Here is a 23014-nt window from a genome sequence, read left to right as displayed (position 1 = left end):
CTACACCTGGAACCGGCTCACCAGCACCTGCAGCTCATTACCCAGCCGCGCCAGTTCGATACTGGAGGCGGCGGTCTGATCGCCACCGGTCGCGCTCTGCTCGGCCACGTCGCGCACGTTGACCACGCTGCGGCTGATCTCTTCGGCTACCGCGCTCTGCTGTTCGGCCGCCGCGGCGATCTGCTGGTTCATTGACTGGATGTTGGACACGCTCTCGGTAATGCTGCTCAGCGCTGCGCCCGCGGTGCGGGTCAGTTCCACGCTGTTGCCGGCCAGGGTGTGGCTGCTGCTCAGCCGGCTGGCGACCTGTTGAGTGCCGCTGTGTACAGCAGCTACCAGAGCTTCGATTTCTTCGGTGGACTGCTGGGTGCGCTGGGCCAGGGAGCGCACTTCATCTGCCACCACCGCAAAACCGCGCCCTGCTTCCCCGGCGCGGGCGGCTTCGATGGCGGCGTTCAAAGCCAGTAGATTGGTCTGATCGGCTACTGCCCTGATCACATCCATCACCGTACCGATCTTGCTGCTTTCCTGCTTCAGCAGCTCCATAGCCTCAGTGGAGCGGGTAACTTCTTCGGCGAGACGTTCGATCTGGCTGATGGCTTCGTTCACCACCGCGTCGCCGTTGCGGGCTTCGCCGTTGGCGCTGGTGGCCGCCAGTGAGGCCTGCTCGGCGTTACGCGCCACGTCATGGACGGTGGCCGACATTTCTTGCATGGCGGTTGCCACCTGGTCGGTCTCTTCCTTCTGACTATTGATGCCGACGCGGGTCTGCTCGGTGACGGCGGACAGCTCTTCGGCAGCGCTGGCAATCTGCGTGACGCTTTCATGAATCCGGCCGATCAGCTCGCGTAGACTGTCTGCCATGCGTTGCACGCCCCGTTGCAGCTCACCGAACTCATCGCGGCGGGTTACGGTATGGTTATGGGTCAGATCGCCTTCGGCAATGCGCTGCAAGGTCTGGCGGGTTTCATTCAGCGGGCCGGTGATCTGACGGGTGATCAGCAGGGCGCTCAGACCACCGATCAGCAGGGCCAGTACGGCCATGGTGACCTGCAATGCGCGGGCGGAGGTTGCCTGCCTATCGCCACGCTCCAGCTGTGTCTGCCGCAGTTGCTCGGTGATGCGCATGATATCGGCGCCCTGCACGGCATTTTCCTGGCGAGCCTGGGCGATCTGGCTGGTGCCGGCCTCGAAACGTTGATGCTGAGCCAGGTAGTCACTCAGTATCTGTTGCGCCCGACTCAGCAGATCCTGTTGGCCTCCGAGCAGCAGTCGATCGAGTTGCTCCAGGTCGCTGGCGGCGGCTGCCACGGCAAGGTTGAACGCCTGCTCTGCCTCGGCGCCGCCTTCGGCCCTGACTATCAGGCTATCGAAGCGTACTTGCAGAAAGCTGGTGGTAAAAGCGTCAATGGCCTGCATCAGCTGCGCATCTTCATTGCGGTTGGCCTGGTTCTGCATTGTAGCCAGCACTTCGGCCAGTTGGCTGGCCTGTTGATTCATCGCCTGCAGCGCGGCGTTGCGGCTGGCAAAGGCGGCTCGCATGCTATTCAGCGAGATCTGATAGGCATCGATGATGCCCGGCAGGGGCTGCGCGGTATTGCGGTCCTCGGTATGGGGCAGCCCGCTGGCCAGGTGGCGCTGCTCTGCGCCAAATGCATCCAGTTGGCCTTGAACCTGATTGGCGATCGTCTCGTCGCCGTTCGCCGCCAAGTACTGCATGCGCATGATGCGCAGTTTGCTCAAGGAGTTTTCCAGTCTGGCGACATCGCCCGCCTGGTTACCATCTTCGATCAGGATGCCCAGGCTGCGCCAGCCGATCACTGAGAGGACCAGGGTAAACAGCAAAACCAGGCCGAAGCCCATGCCAAGTTTCAGGTTGACACTGAGGTTGTCAAACCAGCTTTTCATCTATGTTGCTCTCCGGTGTGTGAAAAAGGGTATAGCTGGTTATTGTTTTTATGGGTGAGCCCCGGTTCATGCATGCAACCGGGCGGCCAACTGATTCAATTCGGTTGATAGCTCATGCAGCGCGGCGCTGGCGTGGGCAGTGTGATCAACTTCTTCCTGATTGGTGGCGGCAATCTGGGTGATTTCGGTGATGTTGCGCGAGATATCCTCCGACACGCTGGTCTGCTCCTCGGCGGCGGTGGCGATCTGCCGGTTCATGTCGCGGATGGACTCGACCGCCAGAGCGATCTGTTGCAGGCTATCGCCGGCCAGGGTGACTTGTTGCATGCTGGTGTCGCTGCGGCTCCTGCCTGCTTCGATAGCTCGGCCAGCTTCCTCGGCACCGTTCTGCACGCTGTTGATGATGGTCTGGATTTCCGTGGTGGACTCACTGGTGCGCTTGGCCAGGGTGCGCACTTCATCAGCAACGACGGCAAAACCGCGCCCGGCCTCGCCAGCGCGGGCGGCTTCGATGGCGGCGTTCAAAGCCAGCAGGTTGGTTTGCTCGGCAATGCTCTGGATCACCTCCAGCACCTTGCCGATGCGCAGGCTATCGTTTTCCAGTTGGTGAACCACCTCGGCAGTGCGTTGGATCTCCCGCAGCAGTGCCTGCATGGAATCGATGGTCTCGGTCATCACCACGCGGCCATTGCGGGCATTATCGTCGGCGGCATCCGCGGCGCTGGAGGCATCGGCTGCGTAGCGGGCGACCTCTGCGCTGGTGGCGGACATTTCCTGGATCGCAGCCGCGACCTGATCAGTGCGGGAGAATTGCTCCCGGCTGCCCTGGGCCATACGGGTGGCGACGGTATTCAGCCCGCCGCTGGCGCGGTCGAGTTCGGTGGTGCCATGGCGCAAACCTTCCGCCGTTTCGGCGAGGAAGCCGCGCAGTTGATTGGCGGCCCGGGCCAGTACCCCCAGCTCGTCCTGGCGTTGGCTGCTGATCTGCTCGCCGAAGCGGCCTTGGCTCAGTTGTTCGACCTGCCGGATCAGATGAGTGATGGGGTTGATCAACTGGGTGCTGATCAGCCAGCTGGCCAGACCGCCGATCAAAAGCGTGGCGGTGACCATGATCAATATCGACAGCCAGACGGTACGCAGGGTGGCCGCGCGGATGCGCTCGATCTCGCTGGCGGCATGCTGGTTGAGGCTCGTCACCAGTTGCTCCAGCTGATCGCTGGTATCGCGGTCGATACCACGGACCAGATTGTCGCCGGCCACCGGGTCGCGACCGGCGGCCAGAAACCGCTCCAGGCCGTCACGGTAATCTGCACCCAGCGTCAGGTGCCCTTTTTTCAACGAAGACACCCGCTCATGGAAAGCCGGCGACAGCTCCAGCTCGAGGATCTGTCCCAATAGGCGTTGCACCTGCTTTTCGCTGTGCTGGAACTGTTGCCAATAGCGGTCCAGATCGGCTTGCTTACCGCCTCGCAGCAGCACGTTTTTCCATTCCTGGACCTGGGTCTTGAATGTCAGGTTGGTCTCGTTGATCAGTCCGGCGGTGGCCTGGGGGCCTTCCATCAACGATCGATAGTTGCGCAGCTCCTGGACCAGCGAGAACACGCTGACCAGGGCTACGGCTAGCATCAGCAACAGACTGCCGATGATCAGCGCCAGGCTCTGCCGGCGCAGGGAGGACTTGAGTACCATCAGTAAATCCCATCGAAAAAGAGGAACGACAACGCCCCGGAGAAGCACACGGGTGTGGATGGGCGTTGGAGGAATATTGTTGATCTGCGGGTTGTGTCGGCTGGCGACCGCCAGAACTTTAACTCATACTGCGCCTTTCTTATCGACTGGAATGTAAACAGACATGCTGCTTGCCATTGCCGCCATCATTGTTGGTCTTGTTGTGCTGGTCTGGAGTGCCGATCGCTTCGTTGAAGGCGCCTCCGCGGCCGCCGTACATGGGGGTATGCCACCGTTGCTGATTGGCATGCTGATCATCGGCTTTGGTACCTCTGCCCCCGAGCTGTCGGTCTCGGCATTGTCGTCATTGCAAGGCAATTCAGGCATTGCGCTGGGGAACGCCTGGGGTTCGAACATCACCAATATTGCCTTGATCATCGGGTTGGTTGCGCTGATCAGTCCGATTTCCGTCCACGGGCAGGTAGTGCGGCGCGAGCTGCCCATTCTGTTGGGCATCACCGCACTGGCCGGATGGCAGGTGTATGACGGTGACCTCAGCCGTGTCGATGGTATCGTGCTGCTGGTGGTCTTCGCCCTGTTGTTGGCGCTCTCGATTCGCGATGGTATGCGCAGCCGGGACGATGTGGTTGCCGATGAAATCCGCAAACAATACCTGGCCGATACCATGCCCCTGGGCAAAGCAATCATGTGGCTGGTATTGGGGCTGATACTCTTGATCGTCAGCTCACGTCTGCTGGTCTGGGGCTCGGTGTTCATCGCCAGCGACTTGGGTATCAATGACATGATCATCGGCCTGACCATTGTTGCGATAGGTACCTCGTTGCCTGAGCTGGCATCCTCGCTGGCTGCCATCCGCAAGAACGAACATGACCTGGCGCTGGGTAACATCATCGGTTCGGGGTTATTCAACACGCTCGGGGTGGTCGGCCTCGCCGCGGTGATCAATCCATTGGTCGCGCCGCCGGAGGCCTTGACACGTGACTGGGCGTTGATGGCAGGCCTGACCGTAGCCCTGTTGTTGATGTGCATTGCCTGGCGTGGCCGACCCGGGCGGATCAATAGAGTGGAAGGCGCAGGCCTGCTGACGGTCTTCTGTGGTTACACCGGCCTGCTGGTATGGACCGCCATGGCTGCCGCCGCCTGAAGCGGCCAGCGGTTGGCCGGTTCAGCGTTCCTGCGCCAGTCAGCCGCTGCGTGTATGATATGTGCAACGAAGACGAGAACCACCCGATACCATGAATGAAGCTCTGCGCGAGACCCCGCAACACAAACCCCGCCCGATGATCGACCTGCTGGTCAGCATCGTGATCCCCTCGGTGATCCTGATGAAGTTCAGCGGCGAGGCGCACTTTGGTCCGCATCAGGCGCTGATCCTGGCGCTGGCCTTTCCACTGGGTTGGGGGTTGTTCGAGCTGATCCGCTACCGCAAGTACAACTTCATTGCGGTGCTGGGCGTGATCAGCGTCTTTCTCACCGGCGGCATCGGTCTGCTGGAACTCGACCCGCAGTGGCTGGCCATCAAGGAAGCAGCTGTGCCCGGCGTTATCGGCTTGGCGGTGCTGTTTTCCACCCGCACCCGTTATCCGCTGATCCGCACCCTGCTGTACAACGACAAGGTGCTGAATGTGCAGCGCGTCGATGAACGTCTGCAGGAGCGCGGGCTGCATGAAATATTCGAACAGCGCTTGCTCAAGGCTACCTATTTCCTGGCCGGGACCTTCTTCTTTTCCTCGGTCATGAACTACATCGTTGCCAAGTGGATAGTGGTCAGCCCGGCCGGCACTGAGGCATTCAATGCCGAGCTGGGTCGCATGACCCTGGTCAGCTACCCGATGATCGCCATTCCTTCGATGATCATGATGATGGGCATCCTGTTCTACCTGTGGCGGACCATCCATGGTCTGACCGGGCTGAAAATGGAAGAAATCATGGCGGTGAGCCAGGCGGACAAGAAGTAGCATCCAGCTGTTTGCTGGATTGCTAAAGCGCCTCCAGCGCCGCGCGCAGGTTATCCACCGTGCGCTCGCGGTTATGCAACTTGTCCAGGCCGAACAGGCCGATGCGGAAGGTCTTGAAGCTGGCGGGTTCATCGCACATCAGCGGCACGCCGCTGGCGGTCTGCAAGCCCTGGCTGATGAAACCGCTGCCGTTGTGAATGCGGTCGTCGGCGGTATAGCAGACCACCACGCCGGCTGCTTCGAAACCGTCCGCTGCCACGCTGATAAAACCTTTTTCTCTCAACAGTGCGCGTACGGCCTGGCCGAGCTCCAGTTGCTCCTGTTTTACCCGCGCAAAACCGTAATCACGCGTCTCCAGCATGGTGTCGCGAAAGCGTTGCAATGCGTCGGTCGGCAAGGTTGCATGGTAGGCATGACCGCCATTCTCGTAGGCCTGCATGATCTGCAGCCATTTTTTCAGGTCTCCGGCAAAGCTATTGCTGGTGGTCTGCTCGATGCGCACCAGGGCGCGTTCGCTGAACATGACCAGCGCGCAGCAGGGCGATGAACTCCAGCCTTTCTGCGGCGCGCTGATCAGCACATCAACGCCACAGGCCTGCATATCCACCCAGAGGGTGCCGGAAGCCACGCAATCGAGCACGAACAGGCCGCCAACCTCATGGACCGCCGCTGCGACGGCTTGCAGATAATGGTCCGGGAGGAGCATGCCCGAAGCGGTTTCCACATGGGGTGCGAATACCAGGTCGGGTCTGCTTTCGCGAATGGCTGCGACCACTTCCTCGATTGGTGCCGGCGCGAAGGGGGCCTGATCACCGCTGTGGATCTGGCGCGCCTTGAGTACGATTTCCTCGGCGGGTAACTCGGTTGCGCTGAAGATCTGCGACCAGCGGTAGCTGAACCAGCCGTTGCGCAGCACCATGCAGCGTTTGCCCCGGGCGAATTGCCGGGCTACCGCCTCCATACCATAGGTCCCGCCACCGGGCACCAGGGCTACGCCTTGCGCACTGTAGACGTCTTTCAAGTTGGATGAGATATCACGCATCACCTGTTGGAAGGCTGCCGACATGTGATTGAGCGAGCGATCGGTGAATACCACTGAGTATTCAAGCAAGCCGTCGGGATCGACAGCGGGAACCAGGCTGGACACGGGCAATCTCCTTACAGGGTAGGGTGGGCCGGTGTGATGCCGGCCCGTTCTGAAACCCTATCCCAATACCGGGCGATTGCAAGTACGGCTTATTGCCGTGTCAGGTGGAAGAAGAAGTCGGTGGGCTTGCCCTTGATGTCGCCCAGACCGATGACCACGTTCTCGTTGACCTTGCGGAAGTAATCCATGATCGGCTGGCTGTCGTAGATCAGCGCGGCCGACGCCTTGCCATCAAACACCACCTGGCGCATTTGCGCAGCGCCGAGGCGGTCGTAGGTGACGACCTCGCCCTCGGCATTGGTCACCAGTAGCGGCTCCACATCCGTGGGAGAAGTGAAACGCTTGCCGTACCAGTTGATCGGGTCCGGCTCGGCACCGCCATCGAACTTGCCGCCTTTCCAGGTGCCGACCATGAAGTCGGTATCCACCGGTTCGAGCTGTTTGAACAGCGGCAGCAGAGTCTCCGCCGAATAGGCTTCACCGCTGGCGATCATCTCCAGCCACTGTTGTTCTGCATCCGCGGCCAGGCTGTGGCCGGTAAGCAGGGTAGTCAGGCCGAGGGCGGCCAGTGTTGCAGTCATTGTTCGCATGTCATTCATCCCTAGGGTGTGTGGTGTAATGCGAACAGTCGGGTCAACCAGTGCACAGGCTCCAGCAGGCGTCCCTGGCAGCATCGATATCGGCATCGCTCAGGCTGATATGGCCATCGCGCTCGGCCTTGATCAGATTGACGAAGGCGCCCCATACCAGCGTCATCAGTACCTCGGCCCGCAGATCAGCGCGGAATACGCCGCGTTTCTGCAATGCCCGGTACTGCGCCAGGATAGGCGCCAGCGCCTCATGCTCCAATTGGCGGCTGGCCTCATCGAGATAGGGCCGATGGTCCTGCAGCTCCATGAAGCGGTAGGCGTGCGGCGCTTCACGGGTAAACAGCACCATGCGGCGCCAGACCTCATCGAATAGCTCCCGGGTCGGGCGCTGCAGATCGAGATCGCCATACAGGCGCTGGTTTATCGCTATCTTCTGCTCGCGGAACAGCTCGTTGACCAGCAGTTCCTTGCTCTCGAAGTAGCGATAGATAGTGCCCGTGCCGACATTGGCCTCTTGCGCCACTACCGGCATGGGTACGCCATTGACGCCCCCCTCGGCGAACACCTTGAGTGCCGCCTGCAGGATGGCGCTGCGCTTGTCCTTGATCCGCGGCCGAGCCGCTCTGACCGGGGCCTGTGCCTTGTTGTTGGCAGTTTTGGAATGATTGTTCATCGCTGCATTCTAACCGCTTCCGACTGTTCGTACAGCGTTCAGGTGTAAAAAGTCTGGTATGGCTGGAAGATGCAGATATTGGTGCCGCCCATGGTGTTGCCATCGGTCAGCTCGGTGAAGTAGGTGAACGCCGTGTTCTGCTTCAGCGCATTACCGATCACCAGATGATTGCGGTTCTTGCCGGCGTCCGGATTGGTGAAGCGCTCGAGGAATATGTTGTCCCACCAGTACAGGTTCTGTGGATCGAACTCCTTGCTGTTGGCCGCCTCGCAGATACGGAACACGTACCAGGCGTCCTCGCCGGTCAGCTCCTTGAACGAGGCGCAGTCGATGGCGACCTTTTCCAGTGATGTCCCGGCGGGCAGTTTTTCGCCCTGGCCGGGACTATAGCTGGCCTTGAGCGTATCGCGGTGCTTGTGATAGGCCGCCATCAGCCGATCGGACGGCTCGTTGTTCTGCAGCCGGGAAATACTCTTGACCGACCCGTCCTTGCACTTGACCTCGATGGTGTACTCGCCGGGCGTCATGAACCCGGTGGCCAGGTTCACCATGTACCAGTGCGCATTGGTGGTGCGGTCGAAGATGTGGCCGTTGAGGTTGGTGATGGTGAATGGCTGGTTGGCTACCTCTACCACATAGCCGTCGGGGCCGCGGGCGGTGATGCTGTCGATCAACTCGTGAACCGGCGCGCCATTGGTTGGATGAAAGGCGATCAGGAATTTGTGCTGCTCCTTGGGCAGCCCGGTGTTCTCGAAATCCATATACACGTTGCACGCCATCAGATCGTAGATTTCAACGTTACCCTGACTCATGGTGGTAATTCTCCTGATGTTGTTTTGTACTTGAATGAATGTTCATTCGGTTTTCAGAGAATAACCTTGCTGGAGTCGTTTGCCAAGGCCGCTCCCACAAAATGGACTACATGGTCTGTGCGCGCTGCCGCCGGCTTAGCCGGCCAGTTCGTCATCCGGCGGCAGCATCCGACTGCGTTTGTCGGCACGACGGGCGATGAACCAGATCAGCAGGGTCAGGAGCGACACGGCGAACAGGATCACGCTGGCAACAGCATTGATCTCCGGTTTCACACCCAGGCGTACGGCGGAGAAGATTTCCATTGGCAGCGTGGTCGAACCGGGGCCGGAGACAAAACTGGCCAGGACCAGATCGTCCAGCGACAGGGTGAAAGCCAGCAGCCAGCCGGCGAGGATCGAGGGTGCGATCATCGGCACGGTGATCTGCAGAAAGGTCTTCCATGGTGGGGCGCCCAGGTCCAGCGCGGCCTCTTCGATGGATTGGTCCAGCTCGCCGAGGCGACTGCTCACGACAATCACGACGTAGGCCACCGAGAAGGTAGTGTGGGCAATCCAGATGGTCAGCATGCCGCGGTCGAACAGCACGCCGAACAGCGATTCCAGGATCTGCGCCAGCGCCACGAACAGCAGCAACAGGGACAACCCGGTAATCACCTCGGGCATTACCAGCGGCGCGGTGACCATCCCGGAAAACAGCGTTCGCCCGCGAAAGCGCTGGAAGCGACTCATGGCGAAAGCCGCCAGGGTACCCAGCGCTACCGCTGCGGTCGCCGTGTAAAAGGCGATCTGCAGGCTGCGTTTGACGGCGCTCATCAGCTGGGAGTTATCCAGCAGGCCGACGTACCAATGCATCGACCAGCCGCCCCACACCGTCACCAGCCGCGAGGCGTTGAACGAATAGATGACCAGAATGATCATCGGCAGGTAGATGAACACCAGACCCAGCCACAGCACGACGCTGGAAAAGTCGGGACGCCTCATGCTTTTTTCTCCAATTCCCGGGCCTGGTTGTAATGGAACAAGGTGATCGGAATCAGCAGGATCGCCAGCATCACGATCGCCAGCGCCGAAGCCACCGGCCAGTCACGGTTGTTGAAGAACTCCTGCCACAGTACCTTGCCGATCATCAGGGTTTCCGGCCCGCCGAGCAGCTCGGGAATGACAAACTCACCGACCACCGGGATGAATACCAGCATGGAGCCGGCGATGATGCCTGAGCGGGACAGCGGCACGGTTACCTTCCAGAACGCCTTGATGCGACTGGCACCCAGGTCGGTCGCGGCCTCGATCAGCGTCTCGTCGTGCTTGACCAGATTGGCATACAGCGGCAGCACCATGAACGGCAGGTAGGCGTAGACCACGCCGATATAGACTGCGGTATTGGTGTTGAGAATCTGCAATGGCGCGTCGATCAGGCCGATACTCTGCAAGACCGAATTGAGCAGGCCGTTGCTGCTGAGAATCCCCATCCAGGCATAGACCCGAATCAGGATGGCGGTCCAGGTCGGCATCATGATCAGCAGCAGATAGATCAGTTGCCGCTCACGGGGCGCCCGGGCGATGGCATAGGCCATCGGGTAGCCAAGCGCCAGGCAGACCAGCGTCGCCACCAGGGCGATCTTCAGCGAGCCGAGATAAGCGGCAAAATACAGGCTGTCCTGGGTCAGGAAGATGTAGTTGCCCATATTCAGGACAACCGTCAGCGCCTGGTTGGCATACTGGAAGATCGCTTCGTAGGGCGGGATGGCAATCGCCGCCTGGGAGAAGCTGATCTTCAGTACGATGACAAAGGGCAGCAGGAAGAACAGGAACATCCACAGGTAGGGGATGCTGATGACCAGCGCCTTGCCGCTGGGCAGCCGCAGGTGCTTTCTCATGACGGCAACACCACACCGCCGTCGTCATCCCAGCTTACATAGACCTTGTCTTCCCAGGTCGGGCGTGGCAACCGGCGCTCGGAGTTGGCGAAGAACGCCTGCACCATCTTGCCGCTGTCGAGCTTGATGTAATACACCGAATGGCCACCCAGGTAGGCGATATCATGCACCTCGCCGTGAGCCCAGTTGTATTCCTGTTCCGGCTGTTCGGTCGAAACAAAGACCTTTTCCGGCCGCAGGGCGTAGATGGCACTCTTGTCCTGGGCACGGGTGGTGATGCCGTGGCCGACATAGATGTTCCGGTCCAGTTGCGGACAGTGGATCATCGCGTGGTCTTCCATGTCGGCGGTGATCTCGCCCTCGAAGATGTTCACGCTGCCGACGAATTCGGCCACATGTCGGCTCACTGGGCTTTCATAGATGTCCACCGGGGTGCCGACCTGGACAATCCAGCCCTGGTCCATGATGGCGATGCGCTGGGCCATGGTCATGGCCTCTTCCTGATCGTGGGTGACCATGATGCAGGTCACGCCGACGCGCTCAATAATTTCCACCAGTTCCAGCTGCATCTGCGAACGCAGTTTCTTGTCCAGCGCGCCCATGGGCTCATCCAGCAAGAGCAGTTTCGGCCGCTTGGCCAGCGACCGGGCCAGGGCCACGCGCTGACGCTGGCCGCCGGACAGCTGATGGGGTTTGCGCTTGGCATACTTGCCCATATGCACCAGCTTGAGCATTTCAGCCACGCGCTCGTTGATTTCCGTCTTGCTCAACTTGTCCTGCTTCAAGCCGAAGGCGATGTTCTGCTCCACGGTCATGTGTGGAAACAGCGCATAGGACTGGAACATCATGTTGATCGGCCGCTTGTGCGGAGGCAGGTCGGTGATGTTCTGGCCATCGAGCAGTACCCGGCCTTCGCTGGGCTTTTCGAAGCCGGCGAGAATCCGCAGCAGGGTAGACTTACCCGAGCCGGAACCGCCCAGCAGGGCGAAGATCTCGCCCCGGTTGATGGTGAGGGTCACGTCATCCACGGCCAGGGCGTCATCGAACTGTTTGCTGATGCGCTCGATCTTGACGAACTCGACCGGCTCGGCCTTGGCCATGGCCTGTTTCATGGCCCCTGCGGCACCCACCATATAGCTCTCCTGTCAGTTGGGGCCGCAACAGCGGCCCCGGGAAGGTTCAACGCCCTGACTTGATCCGGTTCCAGGCGCGGGTAATGATCCGTTGAGATGACAGCGGGCGCGGTTTGGCCACAAACAATTTGGCCATGACTTCCTCGGTGGGATAGATCGCCGGGTCGTTCAGCACGTCCGGGTCAACGAATTCATTGGCCGCCAGGTTGGGGTTGGCATAGGCCACATAGTCGGTAATCGGCGCGACTACTTCCGGGCGCAGGATATAGTTGATGAAGGTATGCGCGTTGTCGGCATTCGGCGCACCTTTGGGGATGGCCATCATGTCGAACCACAGCTGGGTACCTTCCTTGGGAATGCTGTAGCCGATATTCACTCCGTTATCCGCTTCCTCGGCCCGGGCTGCGGCCTGGAATACATCCCCGGAAAAGCCGACAGCAACGCAGGTCTCGCCATTGGCCAGGTCCGAGATATAGCGTGAGGAGTGGAAGTAGGTCACATGCCCACGCACGCTCATCAGCAGCTCTTCGGCCTTTTTCAGGTCGTCAGCATCATTGCTGTTGGGGTCCAGACCCAGGTATTGCAGGGTGGAGGTCAGCATGTCGTCACCGGAGTCGAGCATGGAAATGCCGCAACTGGCCAGTTTGGCGGCAACCTCCGGATTGAAGACCAGGTCCCAGGTGTCGAGCGGGGCGTCCTCACCGAGGATGGCCTGGACCTTGTCGATGTTGTAGCCGATACCGTTGGTGCCCCACATATAGGGAATCGAGTACTGGCTGCCCGGGTCGATGCTGTCCATCTGGTCCATCAGCGCCGGGTTGAGGTTTTTCATGTTCGGCAGTTTGCTGTGGTCCAGCGGCTGGTATACACCTGCCTCGATCTGCTTGGTCAGGAAATGATTGGACGGCACGACTATATCGAAGCCGGAGCGGCCAGTGAGCAGCTTGGCATCCAGCACCTCGTTGGAGTCGTATACGTCATAGGTCACCTTGATGCCAGTTTCCTTCTCGAAGTTGGCGATGGTGTCCTCGGCGATGTAGTCGGACCAGTTGTAGATCTTCAACTCGCCGTTGGCATACGCTGCGCTGGTGAACAACCCGGTAACGGCCATGGCCAGCAATGTCTTGCGCATTGTAAGTTTCATGTCTTCTCCTGTTGCAGACGCTGCCCATGTCGAGGCGGCCTGCTGCTTCTGGTTTGGCCGGTAACGCCAGCCGTTAGCGGTTGATCTGTCACCGCCCGGAGCGGTTCTGGGCGGCTATTCCATGTCTTTTCTGCCCGACGTTGCCGTCGGCGTGGCTAGTGTATGCAAGCGCGCGGCAGGCGGATAGACCCCGCGCGGCATTGTGCCAGTTTTTGCCGTTTACACCCCTAGCTCAGCTGCTCCGCAACCATGTTCAGGCTGCGCCAGGCCTTCTCGAACAGCTCGTCAATCTCCTCCGGTTGAATCACCAGCGGTGGCGACATGATCATGCTGTCACCCACTGCCCGCATTACCAGGCCATTGCTGATGCACAGATCCCGGCACAGGCTGCCGGCGGCACCCTTGCCGGGAAAGCGTTCCCGGCTGGCCTTGTCGCTGACCAGTTCGAAGGCGCCGAGCATGCCGACACCGCGCACCTGGCCGACCAGCGGATGCTCGGCCAGCGCGGCAATCTTGCGCTGCAGGTAGGGCGCTGCCTCGTTACGAGCATAGTCGACGATCTGTTCATCGCGCAGGATTCGCAGGTTCTCCAGGCCCACCGCCGCTGCCACCGGGTGGCCGGAATAGGTATAGCCATGGAAGAACTCGCCGCCGTCGGCGATCAGGCTGGAAGCGACCCGGTCACCGACGATCACCCCGCCCATGGGCAGGTAGCCGGAGGTCATCCCCTTGGCGATTGGCATCAGGTCAGGCTGCAGGTCATAGTACTGGCTGCCGAACCACTCGCCGGTGCGACCGAAGCCGCAGATCACCTCATCGACCACCAGCAGGATGCCGTACTGCTCGACGATGCGCTTGATCTCCGGCCAGTAGGTGGCGGGCGGCACGATGACCCCGCCAGCGCCCTGGATGGGCTCGGCAATGAAGGCGGCCACCTTGTCGGTACCGACCTGGAGAATTTTCTCTTCGAGTTGCCGGGCTGCCCACAGGCCGAACTCGTCCTCGTGCATGTCGCCGCCTTCGCCGTACCAGTACGGCTGGGCGATATGCACTATGCCGGGGATGGGTAAGTCGCCCTGTTCGTGCATTGGTGCCATGCCGCCCAAGCTGGCGCCGGCCACCGTGGAGCCGTGATAGCCATTGATGCGGCCAATGATGGTCTTGCGCTCTGGCTGGCCCTGCAGATCCCAGTAACGTCTTACCATGCGCACCACGGTGTCGTTGGCTTCGGAGCCCGAGCCAGTGAAGAACACGTGATTCATGTGCGCCGGCGCCTGCTCGGCAATGGCGCTGGCCAGTTGCACCGCTGGCGGATGGGTACATTGGAAAAAGCTGTTGTAGTAGGGCAGCTCACACATCTGCCGATAGGCGGCGTCGGCCAGCTCGGTGCGGCCATAGCCGATGTTGACGCACCAGAGGCCGGCCATGCCATCGAGCAGGCGATTGCCATCGCTGTCCCAGAGATAGACGCCCGAGGCCCGCTCGATGATGCGTGTGCCGCGGACGCCCAGGTCCTTGTGATCGCTGAAGGGATGCAGATGGTGGGCTGCATCCAGTGCGCGCAGTTCAGCGGTAGTCAGTTTGCCTGCTGTCGTCATTGCCGGTACTCCTGTGATCCACTGCCTGACCGGGGAGCGCGCCGCCGGTCGCTATACGCTCAGCAAGAGAAACTCCCGTTCCCACGAGCTGATGACGCGTTTGTAGTTTTCGTTCTCCACCCGTTTGACCGCGATATAACCGCGGCAGAATTTTTCGCCGAGGATGGACTGCACATCGGTGCACTGCTCCATGCGCTCCAGTGCCGATTCCAGGGAGAAGGGCAGGCGCAGGTTGCGACGCTCATAGGCCCGGCCCTGCACCGGTGCGGTCGGCTCGATGTGGTTGACCATGCCCAGATAGCCGCACAACAGGCTGGCAGCGATGGCGATATAGGGATTGGCATCGGCCCCCGGCAGGCGGTTTTCCAGACGCATGTTCTGCGGTGTGGAGTCGGGCACGCGCAGGCCCGCGGTACGATTCTCCACGCCCCATTCGACGTTGACCGGAGCCGAGGTGTCCGGCAGGAAGCGGCGGAACGAGTTGACGTTCGGCGCGAACAGCGGCAGCACTTCGGGAATGTAGCGCTGCATGCCACCGATGTAATGCAGGAACAGCTGACTCATGCTGCCATCGGCATTGGCGAAGATATTCTCGCCGGTTTTCGCATCGATGATGCTCTGGTGCAGGTGCATGGCGCTGCCGGGCTCGTTGGTGATGGGCTTGGCCATGAAGGTGGCAGTCACATCGTGTTTCAACGCCGCCTCGCGCATGGTGCGCTTGAACACCAGCACCTGGTCGGCCAGGTGCAGCGGGTCGCCATGTCGGAAGTTGATTTCCATCTGCGCGGTGCCTTCCTCGTGGATCAGCGTATCCAGATCCAGGCCCTGGGCCTCGCACCAGTCATACATATCCTCGAACAGCGGGTCGAATTCGTTGGCGGCGTCGATCGAGAACGACTGACGACCGGTCTCCTGGCGCCCGGAGCGACCGACCGGTGGCTGCAACGGCAGGTCCGGGTCCTCGTTGCGCTTGGTCAGATAGAACTCCATCTCCGGCGCCACCAGCGGTTTCCAACCCTTGTCGGCATACAACCGCAGGATCTTCTTCAACATGTTGCGCGGCGACATCTCGATCGGCTCGCCGTGCTTGTCGTAAACGTCATGAATGATTTGCGCGGTGGGCTCGATGGCCCAGGGCACCAGATAGATGCCTTCGTCATCCGGCTTGCAGATCATGTCGATATCCGCCGGGTCGAGCAGATCGTAGTAGACATCGTCTTCCACGTAATCGCCGGTGACCGACTGCAGCAGAATGCTCTCGGGCAGGCGCATGCCCTTTTCCGACATGAACTTGGCAGTCGGCGCGATCTTGCCCCGGGCGATGCCGGTGAGGTCGCTGACCATGCATTCGACCTCGGTGATTCTGTGTTCCCTGAGAAAAGCTTCAATCTTGTTCATACAGTCCTCTTGGGCCGGGCGGCTCGGGCCCGGCAGGCGTCGCCAAACGCCTTGAATATACGTATATAGAACGGGTTTTCCATTACCTTCCATTCTGGATGCCACTGTACGCCGAGGGCAAAAGTGGTGGCTGCGGTAACGGAAAAAGCCTCGATAAGTCCGTCGGGCGCCGTTGCTTCAGGCTGCAGGCCGGGGGCCAGACGGTCCACACCCTGGGTATGCAGGGAATTGACCTGTGCCGAGCTGCAGCCAGCAATGCGGTCGAGCAAACCTCCCGGTTCGATGCGCACCTCGTGGGCGGGACCATACTGCACATCGACTGGCTGCTCGGTATCTTCCCGGTGTTCAATAAAACCGGGCACCTCATGCAGGCGCTGGTGCAGACTGCCACCGAAGACCACGTTCATTTCCTGGAAACCCCGGCACAACCCCAGCACCGGAATATCGCGCTCGACTGCCAGGCGGATCAGCGGCAGGGTGGTGGCATCGCGTTGCGGGTCATGCTGGGTACCCGGAGCGCTGTCCGGGCCGGCATAGCGATGGGGCTCGACATTCGAGGGCGAGCCGGTGAACAGCAGGCCATCGAAGGTATCGAGCAACTGGTCGATCAATAGCTCATCGCCCAGGGCTGGAATCAGCAGGGGCAGGCCACCGGCAGCGTCCAGCGCCGCACGAATGTATTTCTCGCCGGCCATATGAAAGGGGTGCGGGCCGAAGTGGGTGGTGCAGCAGGATATGCCGATCAATGGCTTGCGGTTAGCGGACATGATAACGCCTGTGCGGCTCACGACTCTGAAGGGTTGTTGTTCAATTTTTCATACAATAGCAACAAAAAATACTAACCACAAAATGATGATGTTCTGCTGACAAGCGCGGACAAAAGTCGGCCCGCAGGTCTCCGATATGGATCGTAAAGGGTGCAGCCATGCCTCATTTCGGGGCGGTCGGGGTTCTATTGACTCACTGGAGCCTTTCGGATTTACTCTCAACTCAAGAGTCATGGTTGATATATTTTACAAATAACAGGTGGCCATCATGTCCTTTCAAGCCGATGTCACGGGCGTCGGTACCGAGCCCGCCGAGGTCATCGCCCTTGACGCTGGGAACATCGTTCCGGCCTCGGTGCAGGAAGCCGAAGCCTTTCTCGAGGCGTATCCGGAAGTCCATTTCATCGATCTGTTGATTGCCGACATGAACGGCATCGTACGTGGCAAGCGGATCGACCGCTCGGCCCTGGTCAAGGCCTTCGAGCGCGGTATTGCCTTGCCAGCCTCGGTATTCGCCCTGAACATCCAGGGCACCACCGTCGAGGAAACCGGTCTCGGTGTGGAAATCGGCGATGCCGACCGCATCTGCCTGCCGATCCCCGGCACCCTCTGCATCGAGCCCTGGCAGAAGCGCCCGACCGGGCAACTGCTGATGACCATGTACGAGCTGGATCGCAAGACGCCGTTCTTCGCCGACCCGCGGTACGTGTTGCAACGAGTGGTGGAGCGCTTCACTGAGCTGGGCGTAAAACCGGTTTCGGCCTTCGAACTGGAATTTTTCCTGATCGATCAGGAAAATATTACCGGCCGGCCGCAGCCGCCGCGCTCGCCGATCTCCGGCAAACGCCCCAATTCGGTGCAGGTCTACTCCATGGACGACCTGGACGAATACGCGGAGTTTCTCGAGGACGTCATCGAGGCTGCCCACGAGCAGGGCATCCCCGCTGACGCCATCGTCGCCGAATCGGCTCCCGGCCAGTTCGAAGTCAACCTCCATCACGTCGATTGCCCAGTCAAGGCCTGTGACTACAGCGTGCTGCTTAAACGGGTGATTAAGAGCGTGGCCTACGACCACGAGATGGATACCACCTTCATGGCCAAGCCCTACCACGACCAGGCAGGCAACGGCATGCACGTGCATATCAGCCTGGAGCGTGATGGACGCAACCTGTTCGCCCCGGATGCCGACGGCAACTTGTCCGATTATCTGCGCTGGGCCGTTGGCGGCCTGCTGGAGACCCTGCCGCAATACATGGCCTTCCTGTGCCCCAACGTCAATTCCTATCGCCGCTTCAGCCCGAGCTTCTTCGTGCCCTGCGCCCCGACCTGGGGTATCGACAACCGCACCGTGGCGGTCCGGGTACCGGGCGGCGAGCCGGACGCCATGCGCATCGAACACCGTCTCGGCGGCGCCGATGCCAACCCTTACCTGCTGATGGCGGCGCTGCTGTCGGCCATCCACCACGGTATCAGTAACCGCATCGAGCCGCCGGCAATGACCGAAGGCAATGCCTATGAACAGCACGAACAATCGCTGCCGACCAACCTGCGCGACGCCCTGCGTGAGCTGGAAGGCTCCGAGGTGATGAAGGAATACATCGGCGAGGAATATCTCGACGTCTTCGTGCTGTGCAAGGAAAGCGAGCTGGAGGAGTTCGAGAAGACCATCTCGGATCTGGAATACATGTGGTACTTGCACACCGTATAGCGGGCGCCAGTAACCCAGTCAGGCATGGTTGAGATCGGGCCGGTTGTTTACCCCAGGGCCGAGCAGGCCGCCATCTTCGGCCGGCCTGCTCGGCGGCTGGTTCGTGAGATGAAGTCAGGTCATTGATGATGCTGTCGCGTTTACCTGATTGTTGAAGGTGCGCCGATAGCTGGACGGTGACGTGCCCAGCTGCGCCGCGAACTGCTGACGGAGCGCCAGCGGCGTACCGAAGCCCACCGCCGAGGTAATGCGCTCGATCGACAGATCGGTGGTCTCCAGCAATTGCTGAGCTCTGGCCACCCGTTCAGCATTCAACCATTTGGTGACGGTAGTACCGGTGGCCTCCCGGAAGCGCCGGGTAAAGGTGCGCCGGCTCATTTTTGCCACCTCGGCGAGGGCGTCGAGTGACAGCGGTTGCGCCAGGTTCGCCCGTGCCCACTCCAGTACGCCGGGCAGGCGGTCATCGTTGGCACAGCGTGGCACCGGCCGCTCGATGTATTGCGCCTGGCCGCCGGCCCGGTGCGGCGGGGTGACCAGCAGCCGGGCGACATGGTTGGCCGCCTCGGAACCATGGCGCTCGCGCAGCAGGTGCAGACAGCAATCGATGGCCGCGACCGTGCCGGCAGAGGTAACAATATTGCTGTCGGCAACATAGAGCACGTCGGGCCGGAACAGGGTGCGCGGGAAGCGCTTGGCAAACATCTCGCGCGCGGCCCAGTGAGTAGTAGCTTCGCGGCCATCCAGCAAGCCCGCATGGCCCAGCGCAAAGGCACCCAGGCACAGGCCCACGATCAATTTGCCCTGCTCGTGGGCCTGTTGCAGTGCTGCTGTCAGCTCGGGAGAGGTGAGCTCCCCGGGATCACTCCAGGCCGGCACGATGATGATATCGGCCTTTGCCATGGCATCGAGACCGTGGGGCACATCGATCATTACACCCTGATCACTCCGTATCCGGCCCGGATTCTGCGTGCAATACAGCACCTCATAGCGAGCAGGAGCGATCCCTTCATCCGCACCGAAGACCATGCCGGGGACGGAAAGGTGGAATAGACTGACCCCGTCAAAGGCCAGTACGACTACACTGATGTCGGACATGGAATTACCTCTCGAGCGAAGTAGCAGCGGGTGGAAAACGGGTTGCCCAAATTTATCCTATATAGGGTATCGGGTCAAAGCGGCTATTTTGGATGGCAGCTGCAGGGGTGGCCCATTTATATCGAATATTGTCATATAGGCCACTTTTTTTGATTGCTGAGGGAGCCGACAATGGCAGCACCTTCACTGGCTATCCCTGGAGAAACACATGACCATGAAAACCCTTGCCAGCTCGCTCGCTGTGGCCCTGAGTCTGAGCATCGCTGCGACATTTGCCCATGCACAACCTGCTACTTCTGCTACCAGCGCATCCGCTACTAACGAGGCTGTGCAATTGCAGCAGATCCGCAATGCCACGGTGAAGATCACCTACGGCGACACCACCTTCCTGATCGACCCCATGCTGTCGAAAAAAGGCACCTATCCCGGCTTCGACAACACCTATCGCAGCAACCTGCGCAACCCGCTGGTAGACCTGCCCATGTCCGAGAAGGACGTTATTGCAGACGTCGACGCAGTGATCATCACCCATACCCATCTTGATCATTGGGACGATGCTGCCCAGCAGTTGCTGCCGAAGGATATCCCGCTGTTTGTGCAGAACCTGGCTGATGCGTTGATGATCCGTGGACAGGGTTTTACCAACGTTCGCGTCCTTTCCAAAGCCGAGTTCGAGGGCGTGACCCTGAGCCAGATTGGCGGCCAGCACGGCACTGACGAAATGTATGCTGTCGCAGAAGTTGCTACTGCTCTCGGTGAAGCCATGGGGGTGGTATTCCAGTCGCCAGGCCACGACACGCTGTATCTGGTAGGTGACACCGTCTGGCGCGATGAAGTGGATATGGCGCTTGCAGACTACGCCCCGCAGATCGTCCTGATCAACGCAGGCTATGCAATGATGAATGGTTTTGATGGCTCGATCATCATGGGCAAGGAAGATGTACTGCGGGCGGCCAAGACAGCGCCGGATGCCACCATCGTTGCCACGCACATGGACGCCATCAACCACATGGCTCTGACCCGCGAAGAGCTGCAGTCATACGTGCAGGAAAAGGGTATCGCGGATCGCGTTGAAATTCCGGAAGATGGCGCGACGCTCAACTTCTGAGATTGTAATAGCGATATCAAGCCAGGCTGCTGTCAAAAGCAGCCTGGCTTTTTTGTGCCTGGGCTCCGGTGATTCAGTAACAAAGGGGAACCGTCCTTTCGAACGCGGCGCATCATGAATATGACTAAAGACGTAGTGAAATCATTTCATTGTTACTAGAGCAAGGGCACAGCATAAGATATGTCCCAACGATAGGAAGTATAAAGATTACTGCGAGAAAAAAAGCCAGAGATCTGGTTTGTCTCGAAAATCAGGGTTTCAGATTACCATGTGTAAAGAGTTTGCATTTACTGTTAAAAGCATTTGTTTCGATGAGAACTACCAGCCCTCAGCCAATACGCGTGCCACAACCAATTTTGCTAATTTGGCTAGAGGGGAGAGTCGCCAAGAGAATTTGCGTAACACCTTGAACATGATTGACAATCGTTTTAATGCGCTGGCGCATTGGGATAATCCCAAAGGCGATCGTTATACTGTCGAGCTTGAAATTATCTCTGTTGAGATGAATGTTGATGCTAAAAAAAGTGGTGATGCGCTCCCACTGATTGAGATATTGAAGGCGAGTGTTGTTGATCGGAAAACTGACGAGCGCATTGATGGTGTTGTAGGGAATAATTTCTCCTCGTATGTGCGAGATTATGACTTCAGTGTGCTTTTACAGGAGCACAATAAGAGTCGGTCCGCATTTAGTACGCCAGATGACTTTGGCGATTTGCATGGCAAACTGTTCCAGTGTTTCGTTAACTCAAATGCGTACAAAGAGAATTTTAACAAGCCGCCGGTTATATGCTTAAGTGTTTCGAGTAGCAAGACCTACCATCGGGTTGAAAATCAGCACCCTGTATTGGGCGTGGAGTATCAACAAGATGAATACTCGTTAACTGATGAGTACTTCAAGAAAATGGGGTTGAAGGTTCGCTATTTCATGCCCCCAAATAGTGTTGCGCCTTTGGCTTTCTATTTTTCTGGTGATTTGCTTGTTGATTACACCAATCTTGAGCTTATCAGTACCATCAGCACGATGGATACTTTCCAAAAGATCTACCGGCCTGAGATATATAATGCGAACTCTGCAGCGGGAAAATCCTATCAACCCCGTTTGGATAACCAGGATTATTCGTTAACGCGAATTGTTTATGACCGAGAGGAGCGCAGCCGACTGGCTATTGAGCAGGGAAGGTTTGTTGAGGAGCACTTTATCAAGCCACACCGGGCTGTTCTTGAGCAGTGGTCCGCTAATTACGCTCTTTGACTAATCAACAACAAAGGTCATCTATTATGAAAAAATTGTTGCCCACATCAACGGCTGGCAGCTTACCCAAACCCTCTTGGTTGGCACAACCTGAAACACTTTGGTCTCCTTGGAAATTGCACGAGGAAGGATTGGTTGAGGGGAAACGAGATGCTTTACGTGTGTCGTTGCAAGAACAGCAGCAAGCAGGTATTGATATTGTCAGTGATGGTGAGCAAACGCGCCAGCATTTTGTCACTACCTTTATTGAGCACCTCAGCGGCGTTGATTTTGAAAAACGTGAAACCGTTAGAATTCGTGATCGCTATGATGCGAGCGTACCGACGGTCGTGGGTGCTGTTACGCGGCAAAAGCCGGTTTTTGTTGAAGATGCCAGGTTCTTACGTCAGCAAACCAAGCAACCCATAAAATGGGCTCTGCCAGGTCCCATGACTATGATCGATACGCTGTATGATAATCATTATAAAAGCCGCGAAAAACTGGCTTGGGAGTTTGCCAGGATTCTCAATCAAGAAGCCAGAGAATTAGAGGCCGCGGGTGTTGATATTATCCAGTTTGACGAGCCCGCATTTAATGTTTTCTTTGATGAGGTGAATGATTGGGGTATTGCCACTCTGGAAAGGGCGATTGAAGGCCTTCAATGTGAAACGGCTGTGCATATTTGCTACGGCTATGGCATCCAGGCCAATACAGACTGGAAAAAGACCCTGGGGTCAGAGTGGCGACAATATGAAGAGGCTTTTCCCAAGCTGCAAAAGTCCAGTATCGATATAGTCTCACTGGAATGTCACAACTCTCATGTTCCGATGGACCTCATTGAGCTCATTCGAGGCAAGAAAGTCATGGTAGGGGCCATTGATGTGGCAAACCATGCGATTGAAACACCAGAAGACGTTGCCAGTACCCTGCGCAAAGCGCTTCAGTTTGTAGATGCCGACAAGCTCTATCCTTGCACCAACTGCGGCATGGCGCCATTACCTCGGCGAGTGGCAAGAGGCAAGCTGAATGCGTTAAGCGCAGGTGCGGACATCGTCCGAAGAGAGCTCTCGAGCCAGGGCTGAACTGACGTTGGAATGGGGGCGGGGAGGTTGTCTCGGTAACTTGAAAGTTACCGAGCTACGTCAAGCCTTCCTCAACACCTTCGAGCTACACCCGAT

At 58.9% G+C, this 23014-nt stretch carries 20 protein-coding genes; 6 read left to right on the top strand and 14 right to left on the bottom strand.

Annotated features, from left to right (window positions below; translation table 11 throughout):
* Entirely contained in the window at positions 1 to 1908 is a 1908-nt protein-coding gene (locus BM267_RS09375) for a methyl-accepting chemotaxis protein (protein WP_074779507.1), read from the bottom strand.
* 66 nt (positions 1909 to 1974) lie between these two features.
* Positions 1975 to 3597, bottom strand: a complete 1623-nt coding sequence (locus tag BM267_RS09370; protein ID WP_074779505.1) for a methyl-accepting chemotaxis protein — start codon at positions 3595 to 3597, stop codon at positions 1975 to 1977.
* Positions 3598 to 3760: 163 nt separating this feature from the next.
* Between BM267_RS09370 and BM267_RS09365 the strand changes: the two genes are divergently transcribed.
* Positions 3761 to 4741, top strand: a complete 981-nt coding sequence (locus BM267_RS09365) for a calcium/sodium antiporter (RefSeq protein ID WP_074779503.1) — start codon at positions 3761 to 3763, stop codon at positions 4739 to 4741.
* 91 nt (positions 4742 to 4832) lie between these two features.
* Positions 4833 to 5555, top strand: a complete 723-nt coding sequence (locus tag BM267_RS09360) for a VC0807 family protein (RefSeq protein WP_036988995.1) — start codon at positions 4833 to 4835, stop codon at positions 5553 to 5555.
* 22 nt (positions 5556 to 5577) lie between these two features.
* Here BM267_RS09360 and BM267_RS09355 read toward each other — a convergent pair whose 3' ends face one another.
* The 11 genes from BM267_RS09355 to BM267_RS09305 form a co-directional block, all read right to left on the bottom strand.
* Positions 5578 to 6702: an aminotransferase class V-fold PLP-dependent enzyme gene (locus tag BM267_RS09355; RefSeq protein WP_074779501.1), complete on the bottom strand. Its 1125-nt coding sequence runs from the start codon at positions 6700 to 6702 to the stop codon at positions 5578 to 5580.
* An 89-nt stretch (positions 6703 to 6791) separates the two neighbouring features.
* Entirely contained in the window at positions 6792 to 7292 is a 501-nt protein-coding gene (locus BM267_RS09350; RefSeq protein WP_177173396.1) for a DUF4334 domain-containing protein, read from the bottom strand.
* A 43-nt stretch (positions 7293 to 7335) separates the two neighbouring features.
* The gene (locus tag BM267_RS09345) at positions 7336 to 7965 is read right to left on the bottom strand and encodes a TetR/AcrR family transcriptional regulator (protein ID WP_083392478.1); all 630 of its coding nucleotides are present in this window, start codon (positions 7963 to 7965) and stop codon (positions 7336 to 7338) included.
* Between the two features lie 38 nt (positions 7966 to 8003).
* A complete protein-coding gene (locus BM267_RS09340; protein WP_074779499.1) occupies positions 8004 to 8777 on the bottom strand; it encodes a hypothetical protein in 774 nt (257 codons plus the stop codon).
* Positions 8778 to 8912: 135 nt separating this feature from the next.
* Positions 8913 to 9758, bottom strand: coding sequence for an ABC transporter permease subunit (locus tag BM267_RS09335; RefSeq protein WP_074779497.1), 846 nt, complete (start codon positions 9756 to 9758; stop codon positions 8913 to 8915).
* Positions 9755 to 10654, bottom strand: coding sequence for an ABC transporter permease subunit (locus BM267_RS09330; protein ID WP_036988999.1), 900 nt, complete (start codon positions 10652 to 10654; stop codon positions 9755 to 9757). The genes BM267_RS09335 and BM267_RS09330 overlap by 4 nt, the downstream gene beginning before the upstream one ends.
* Entirely contained in the window at positions 10651 to 11787 is a 1137-nt protein-coding gene (locus BM267_RS09325; protein ID WP_036989000.1) for an ABC transporter ATP-binding protein, read from the bottom strand. Before BM267_RS09325 ends, BM267_RS09330 begins: the two co-directional genes overlap by 4 nt.
* A 46-nt stretch (positions 11788 to 11833) precedes the next feature.
* Entirely contained in the window at positions 11834 to 12931 is a 1098-nt protein-coding gene (locus BM267_RS09320) for a polyamine ABC transporter substrate-binding protein (protein ID WP_074779495.1), read from the bottom strand.
* Positions 12932 to 13158: 227 nt separating this feature from the next.
* The gene (locus BM267_RS09315) at positions 13159 to 14529 is read right to left on the bottom strand and encodes an aspartate aminotransferase family protein (RefSeq protein WP_036989003.1); all 1371 of its coding nucleotides are present in this window, start codon (positions 14527 to 14529) and stop codon (positions 13159 to 13161) included.
* A 51-nt stretch (positions 14530 to 14580) separates the two neighbouring features.
* Entirely contained in the window at positions 14581 to 15927 is a 1347-nt protein-coding gene (locus BM267_RS09310) for a glutamine synthetase family protein (RefSeq protein WP_074779493.1), read from the bottom strand.
* On the bottom strand, positions 15924 to 16694 hold the full coding sequence (locus BM267_RS09305; protein WP_074779491.1) for a gamma-glutamyl-gamma-aminobutyrate hydrolase family protein: 771 nt from the start codon (positions 16692 to 16694) through the stop codon (positions 15924 to 15926). The genes BM267_RS09310 and BM267_RS09305 overlap by 4 nt, the downstream gene beginning before the upstream one ends.
* A 268-nt stretch (positions 16695 to 16962) precedes the next feature.
* Between BM267_RS09305 and BM267_RS09300 the strand changes: the two genes are divergently transcribed.
* Positions 16963 to 18402, top strand: coding sequence for a glutamine synthetase family protein (locus tag BM267_RS09300; RefSeq protein ID WP_083392477.1), 1440 nt, complete (start codon positions 16963 to 16965; stop codon positions 18400 to 18402).
* Positions 18403 to 18516: 114 nt separating this feature from the next.
* Here BM267_RS09300 and BM267_RS09295 read toward each other — a convergent pair whose 3' ends face one another.
* Entirely contained in the window at positions 18517 to 19497 is a 981-nt protein-coding gene (locus tag BM267_RS09295) for a GlxA family transcriptional regulator (protein ID WP_074779489.1), read from the bottom strand.
* 208 nt (positions 19498 to 19705) lie between these two features.
* Between BM267_RS09295 and BM267_RS09290 the strand changes: the two genes are divergently transcribed.
* The 3 genes from BM267_RS09290 to BM267_RS09280 all read left to right on the top strand — a co-directional run bounded on the left by BM267_RS09290 (position 19706) and on the right by BM267_RS09280 (position 22918).
* Positions 19706 to 20605: an MBL fold metallo-hydrolase gene (locus BM267_RS09290; protein ID WP_074779487.1), complete on the top strand. Its 900-nt coding sequence runs from the start codon at positions 19706 to 19708 to the stop codon at positions 20603 to 20605.
* 268 nt (positions 20606 to 20873) lie between these two features.
* The gene (locus tag BM267_RS09285; protein ID WP_074779485.1) at positions 20874 to 21857 is read left to right on the top strand and encodes a DUF1852 domain-containing protein; all 984 of its coding nucleotides are present in this window, start codon (positions 20874 to 20876) and stop codon (positions 21855 to 21857) included.
* A gap of 26 nt (positions 21858 to 21883) precedes the next feature.
* On the top strand, positions 21884 to 22918 hold the full coding sequence (locus BM267_RS09280) for a methionine synthase (RefSeq protein WP_074779483.1): 1035 nt from the start codon (positions 21884 to 21886) through the stop codon (positions 22916 to 22918).
* Positions 22919 to 23014: the final 96 nt, after the last annotated feature.

The organism is Halopseudomonas bauzanensis, assembly GCF_900114735.1.
GTDB classification, from domain to species: domain Bacteria; phylum Pseudomonadota; class Gammaproteobacteria; order Pseudomonadales; family Pseudomonadaceae; genus Halopseudomonas; species Halopseudomonas bauzanensis.
The sequence above is the reverse complement of the archived record's forward strand: the minus strand, read 5'-3'. Positions and strand labels throughout refer to the sequence as shown.